Genomic DNA, 6112 nt, shown 5'->3' with positions numbered 1-6112 from the left:
ACAAGTGACATTTTCATAGCACAGTTAAAGTGACATTTTCACAGACGATTGACAGGCTATCCCTCACCTTACCTTCTCCGCCGGGCCGCAGTCACGATCAAATAGGCCGCCAACACGAGCACCACTCCGATAGAGTCGACCGCAACATCGGCGAGATGTCCGGTCCGCCCGGGCACGAAGGTCTGGTGCCATTCATCGGAGCAGGCGTACAAGACAGCAATTAGCCCGCTCCCCACCGCTACCAGTCCCTTCGAACGGACACGGGCCGACAGTGTCAAGATAAGCAGCACCGTCAGCAGGGCGAACTCGGCTACATGCCCGCCTTTGCGGATAAAAAATTCGACGAAATGGTAAGGCTCCCGCCACGATACAAGACTGCCGTCATAGAAAAATTCCCAACGCGGAATATAGCGAAGCAGCTGTTCTTCGGAGACGATGGAGCCGAGCGCCGGCTTCACATCCTGAACCGAGTACGGTTCGGCCGATTTCATGAAAATAAATGCCATCCAGGCGATGGTCAAAATAAACCATAGAAGGCCTAACCGGCTTCTCTTGCGCATAGATTCGCGTGCCCCTTTCAATTTAGGGCTTCCAGCCCGTTCAATTCGCCTGTCTAGTGCGCTGGATTCTCATCGTCTGAGCCGGCTTCTGCGAGTTCGGGGAAGCCATATTCGTCCCCGACTTCTTTGGGGCCGCCTGTGCAGCCTCTGCCGCCTCGCGCTTATACTGCGCCTTCGCTTTCAGCACTCGTTTCGTATAGGCGCTGTCCAGCGTGCCTTTGTCCTGAATCCAGCGTTTGGAGCCGTATCTACCACGATTATAAGCGAGAAGCATCGCTTTTTCCAGGTTATCCCCTTTATACTTGTCCTGCCAATAAGCGCGGCATTCGAGCAGTTCGGCCAAGCCGAGCAAAATATTGTCTTTCGGCTCGAACATATCAAGATTCGGGCGCCCGATCGCTTTGGACAAACGGGATACGTTGACGGAGTTCATTTGCACGAGCCCGTAATCCTCCGTTCCGTTCGGATTACTGTGCACCAGGTCTGTATCGAAGTTGCTTTCCACTTTGATCAAAGCCAAAAAGGTTATATAATCAATATTCTTTTTGCGGGTTTCCTTCCAGATTAAATCAAGTACTTCATCCGGCAGCTTAATCGACGGAATGTGCGGACGGGCGGGCGCCTCGTTCTTCGCTGACGCCGATTGAATTCTAACCTCTTTTTCTTTCCCGCTGCTCTTATGCAAGTCTACTTGCCGCGCTTGACGTTCCATTTCCAACTCGAATACGAGCGGCACCCGATCCACATACTCCTGGTACGTCGCCGTCTCTCTGTTCAATCCGTCCAGGCTGCAGGATGTAAGTACGATTGCCGCGCCTACGACGGTTATGACACCTTTCCTCATGTTCATCTCCTCTTAATGACCCTACCCCGACTTCGTCGGCACCGATAACCGGTTGCGCTTTCTCTCTATCTCTGTGTATTCAAACTTGGTCAGCTTGAAACAAATCATGGTATTTCCGATTCTCATCAGGGGAGAGGTGAGATATACGGGAAGGCGGAAATGATAGAAGCGATGTAATACGGATGCAATGGATTGGATTGAAATAGAAGGCGTTCATGTGGGGGAGTAGCCTGAACATAGATATGGAGCACTGGATCCGCATGCTGCAGCCGGGTCCCTTGTTCAGAGTGCAAAATAATCGTTGCTTGCCCGGCATCGGATCATTCCGGGAGCAGATTACCTATTCGCTTCAACCTGATTTGTTCTCAATAGCTTCGGGTCTGTTCTGATTGGCACGAGCCGCCTGCTTGCGTTGCCGCTGCCGGCTGGCTTGATTGCCATGATTACTAGGGAACGCGTGTTCGTTCTTTCCTAGCATTTTATCATCTTCTATGATTATACGCAATATTTTTATCTTGTCTAATGTTTCTGAATGTAAAAAAAACCTGCTCCGCCGTAAACGGGAGCAGGGAGGCGAATTTAACCTTCTACAACGCGAACTTCTTTCATTTTGTCGCCTTGCTTGATTTGGTCGACGGCTTCCATACCTTCCACAATTTTACCAAAAACAGTATGCACGCCATCCAAATGCGGGAAAGCGTCATACGTGATGTAAAATTGGGAGCCCCCGGTATCTTTGCCGGCATGTGCCATCGCGAGCACGCCCCGCACATGCTTGTGCGGATTGCCTTGTGTCTCGCACTTAATCGTATAGCCCGGTCCGCCCATTCCGGTTCCTTGCGGGCATCCGCCTTGAGCGACGAATCCCGGAATGACGCGGTGGAAGCTCAATCCGTTGTAGAAGCCCTCATTCGCCAGCTTCTCGAAGTTGGCTACCGTTCCCGGCGCTTCTTTCTCATGCAATTCAATTTTGACGGAGCCGCCCTTTTCCATCTCAATTTGTGCAAATTTGCTCATTATGTATGAACTCCTCTCATATCTCATTGTGGGATGACTATCGTTAACGATTATACGTTATTTAGGCGTAAAAAGAAAACAGCCCCGCTCCGCCAACTTGCAGGCGACATGCGGGGCGCTGAATTTAGCGGCTCAGAGGCTTCGCTTCACGCTTTTCCAGCCGGGCTGGTATCAGATCACAGCGGACAATATCTTCATGCGTTTCGCGGCGAACGACAAGATCCGCTTCGCCCTCCCGGACAAAGACGACAGCCGGGCGCGGGATCCGGTTGTAATTGCTCGCCATCGAATAGTTATAAGCGCCCGTGCATGAGACGGCCAGCAGGTCTCCAGCCGACACGGTTGGCAGCGCCACATCCCAGATGAGCATATCGCCGCTCTCGCAGCATTTGCCCGCAATCGACACGACTTCATCGGTTGGATCATTCGCACGGTTGGCTACGATCGCCTCATATTTTGATTCGTACAGCGCCGGGCGCGGATTGTCAGTCATGCCCCCATCGACCGCAACATACTTGCGAACCCCAGGGATATCCTTAATCGAACCGATGGTGTACAGCGTCGTGCCGGCTTCCCCAACGATGCTGCGGCCCGGCTCAACCCAGATCTCCGGCAATTCGCTGTAAATAGGCCCGAAGTACGTGCGCACCGCTTCCGCAATCGCCTTCACATAATCCCGGACAGCCAGCGGCGTATCGCCTTCAATATAACGGATGCCGAAGCCGCCGCCCAGATTCACGACCTGAAAGACAACATTCATCTGGCTGCGCACGTTGGCCGCAAATTCCGCGACGCGCTGCACAGCCATCTGGAATCCTTCCGTCTCAAAAATTTGCGATCCGATATGAGAGTGAATCCCGAGCAGATGCAAGCCTTCCGCATCAGATGCTTGCGCCACGGCCTGAAGCGCCGTTCCGTTCCCAATGTCGAAGCCGAACTTGGAATCCGTCTGTCCGGTCGAGATATATTCATGCGTGTGGGCTTCAACGCCGGGCGTCACGCGCAGCAGAACCGATACTTGTTGACGCCGCATTTTGGCTAATGCATTCAGCAGGTGCAGCTCGGCGAAGCTGTCGACGACGAAGCATCCGATGCCGGCATCGAGCGCCATTTCGATCTCGTCCGGCGTCTTGTTATTGCCATGAAAATGGATCCGTTCGGCAGGAAAGCCCGCTTGCAGCGCCGTATGCAGTTCCCCTTCAGATACGACATCAAGGGACAAGCCCTCCTCGTCCGCGATGCGGCACATGGCAAGCACGCAGAACGCCTTGCTCGCGTAGGCAACCTGGAAGTTCAGCCCCGACTCCCGAAACGCTTCCATATATTCGCGGGAGCGGGTACGAATGAGTGCCTCATCCATAATGTACAGCGGTGTTCCGAACTGATTTTTCAAGGTGGTCACATCACAGCCGCCGATTTCGAGGTGGCCGGATTCATTGGTTGTACTTGTTCCATGTAAGTGCATCGTTTTCTTCTCCCCATTTCCTCATCCACACACTGGATCTCCCAGCACCATGAAAAATATTACGTCGAGTATACCAGTCCACTCTATACGTAAGAATGGACTTTTGCACGTAACATTTGCATTATATCTTTATACTAACACCGTGTCATTCTCTAGGTCTGCGGCTCGCCGTTATTCCGATCGGAAGAGCGATCCGGCGGCATCTTCGTACTATCGCGCGTCTTGTTGAAGCTCGGCCGCGTCTTCATGTCCAGCACCGGCTGACGGAACAGAATGTTGAACATCGCCTTGACATTGAACGGAATAAACGGCCAGAGATAGGACGAATTGTAGGAACGATGCAGCGACAGCCAAAGAATGTAGAGCGTAATGCCGATCACCAATCCCGGGACTTTGAACAACGCTACCAACACGAGCAGAATAAGCCGGACAATGCGATTGGCCAGCCCCAGCTCATAGCTTGGAGTGGCGAACATGCCGACAGCCGCGACAGCCATGTACAAAATGACCTCATTGACGAATACGCCCGTCTTTACCGCAATATCCCCGATCAATATCGCCGCCACGAGTCCAAGCGCTGTAGCCAGCGGGGAAGGCGTGTGGACAGCCGCCATGCGCATCAAATCGATCCCGACTTCAGCCAGTAGGAACTGCATGATAATGGGCAGCTTCGCCATTTTATGCGGACCAATAATCTGCAGGGCGGCCGGCTTGATGCCTGGCTCAATCACGAATAGCATCCAAATCGGCAGCAGGAACAAGGAAGAAAATATGCCGATGAAGCGAATCCATCGCATATAGGTCCCCATGAACGGCGTCTGGCGGTTCTCCTCCGCATGCTGGCACAGATCGAAGAACGTCGTCGGCAGTATCATGACAGAAGGCGACGTATCGACGAAAATGACGACATTGCCGTCAAGCAAATGCGCCGCCACCACATCTGGCCTTTCGGAATACCGGACAAGCGGATACGGGTTCCAGCCTTTGTTGATGATAACCTCCTCCAGCTGCTTATCGGCGAGCGGCAGTCCTTCCAGATCGGCTGCCTTAATCTTTTTGCGCACCGCCTCCACCTGTGTCATGTCGACGATATCATCAATATATGCAATGCATACGTCAGTTCGCGTCCGCCTTCCGACCTGGATGGTCTCATATTTCAAGCCCGGATCGCGAAGCCGCCGCCGCACCAGTGTAACGTTCGTGAGCAGCGTCTCGTTAAATCCGTCGCGGGCCCCGCGCACCACCCGTTCCAGCGAAGGCTCCTCCGGATTCCGCGAAGGCAACGTCTTCACATCCGTCACGATCGCTTCTGCCTCATACTCGATGAAGAAGGCGCTGCCGCCTGCAAGCACCTTATTGATCACTTCGCTGAACTTACTTACCTTTTCCACCTGAATATGAGGGATATAGCAATCAAAAAATGCCTTAAGCGCATTTGGGGTTATCGATTTTTTGTCCAGAAACGTTAGACGCGCTAAAATAATCGTCATGACCTCGTCCTTGGCAAAGCCATTCAAATAAAAGAGGCCAACACGCCGTCCGCCAAATATCATCTCGCGGAATATCACATCGAACGAATCGGTAAAACCTACGACCTCCTTCAGCGTCTTCTTCGTCTCCTCCAGATTCTTCGGAATCTCATCATCACCATTCCAATACGCAATCGCTTCTTCGATGGTATCCGAGACTTCAACCGGTTGCTGCATGCCATTGTTTGACGCATTTTCTTTCCCGCGTTTATTGCCTTTCCCCTTCTGTCGGGATCCATTCTGCTGCCTTACGTTCGCAGTGCCGCCTTGCCCATGGTCCTGAGCTTCGGACCCAATCGGACCGGAAGAACCGTCCGCGGAAGGGGGAGGCTGCAGCTCCCCTTCCGTCTGAGCCGACTCATGCGTCTGGTGCTCCGTCATTGCCAAAAACCTCCTGTCTCCATGTTGATCTGTACTCTTTAGTATGGTTGAGTTCCATTGCATTATGAGGAAAGATTACGGGTAGGAAACATTTGCATCGGCTTAGGGACTTCGTCCGCCTTCCCCGACCTCGAAGCAACTGACTTCATTACTAGCCGCTTCCTCTCCCAAGCCTTTTCCCACTTTCCCCCGGTCAGGATACATTAAACGGGGCACGTTGAGATGTAAGCAAGGCCTTCTAAACATTATCCCAATGAGTCAGAGCAGGTCGGCATCTACTCAGCACCTTATCAGCATTATCCCGTTCAGTCAGAGC

At 52.7% G+C, this 6112-nt stretch carries 5 protein-coding genes; all 5 read right to left on the bottom strand.

Annotation, left to right across the window (positions count from 1 at the left end; translation table 11 throughout):
* Positions 1 to 68: 68 nt before the first annotated feature.
* The 5 genes from DQX05_RS29770 to DQX05_RS29750 all read right to left on the bottom strand — a co-directional run bounded on the left by DQX05_RS29770 (position 69) and on the right by DQX05_RS29750 (position 5796).
* A complete protein-coding gene (locus tag DQX05_RS29770) occupies positions 69 to 560 on the bottom strand; it encodes a VanZ family protein (RefSeq protein ID WP_119796849.1) in 492 nt (163 codons plus the stop codon).
* Between the two features lie 40 nt (positions 561 to 600).
* Entirely contained in the window at positions 601 to 1404 is an 804-nt protein-coding gene (locus DQX05_RS29765; RefSeq protein WP_182914968.1) for a transglycosylase SLT domain-containing protein, read from the bottom strand.
* 579 nt (positions 1405 to 1983) lie between these two features.
* Positions 1984 to 2421: a peptidylprolyl isomerase gene (locus DQX05_RS29760; RefSeq protein ID WP_119796847.1), complete on the bottom strand. Its 438-nt coding sequence runs from the start codon at positions 2419 to 2421 to the stop codon at positions 1984 to 1986.
* Positions 2422 to 2545: 124 nt separating this feature from the next.
* Positions 2546 to 3886, bottom strand: a complete 1341-nt coding sequence (gene lysA / locus DQX05_RS29755; RefSeq protein ID WP_119796846.1) for a diaminopimelate decarboxylase — start codon at positions 3884 to 3886, stop codon at positions 2546 to 2548.
* Positions 3887 to 4038: 152 nt separating this feature from the next.
* The gene (locus DQX05_RS29750; RefSeq protein WP_119796845.1) at positions 4039 to 5796 is read right to left on the bottom strand and encodes a spore germination protein; all 1758 of its coding nucleotides are present in this window, start codon (positions 5794 to 5796) and stop codon (positions 4039 to 4041) included.
* Positions 5797 to 6112 lie beyond the last annotated feature (316 nt).

Origin of the sequence: Paenibacillus thiaminolyticus (assembly GCF_003591545.1) — a bacterium.
Lineage (GTDB): Bacteria > Bacillota > Bacilli > Paenibacillales > Paenibacillaceae > Paenibacillus_B > Paenibacillus_B thiaminolyticus_A.
The sequence above is the reverse complement of the archived record's forward strand: the minus strand, read 5'-3'. Positions and strand labels throughout refer to the sequence as shown.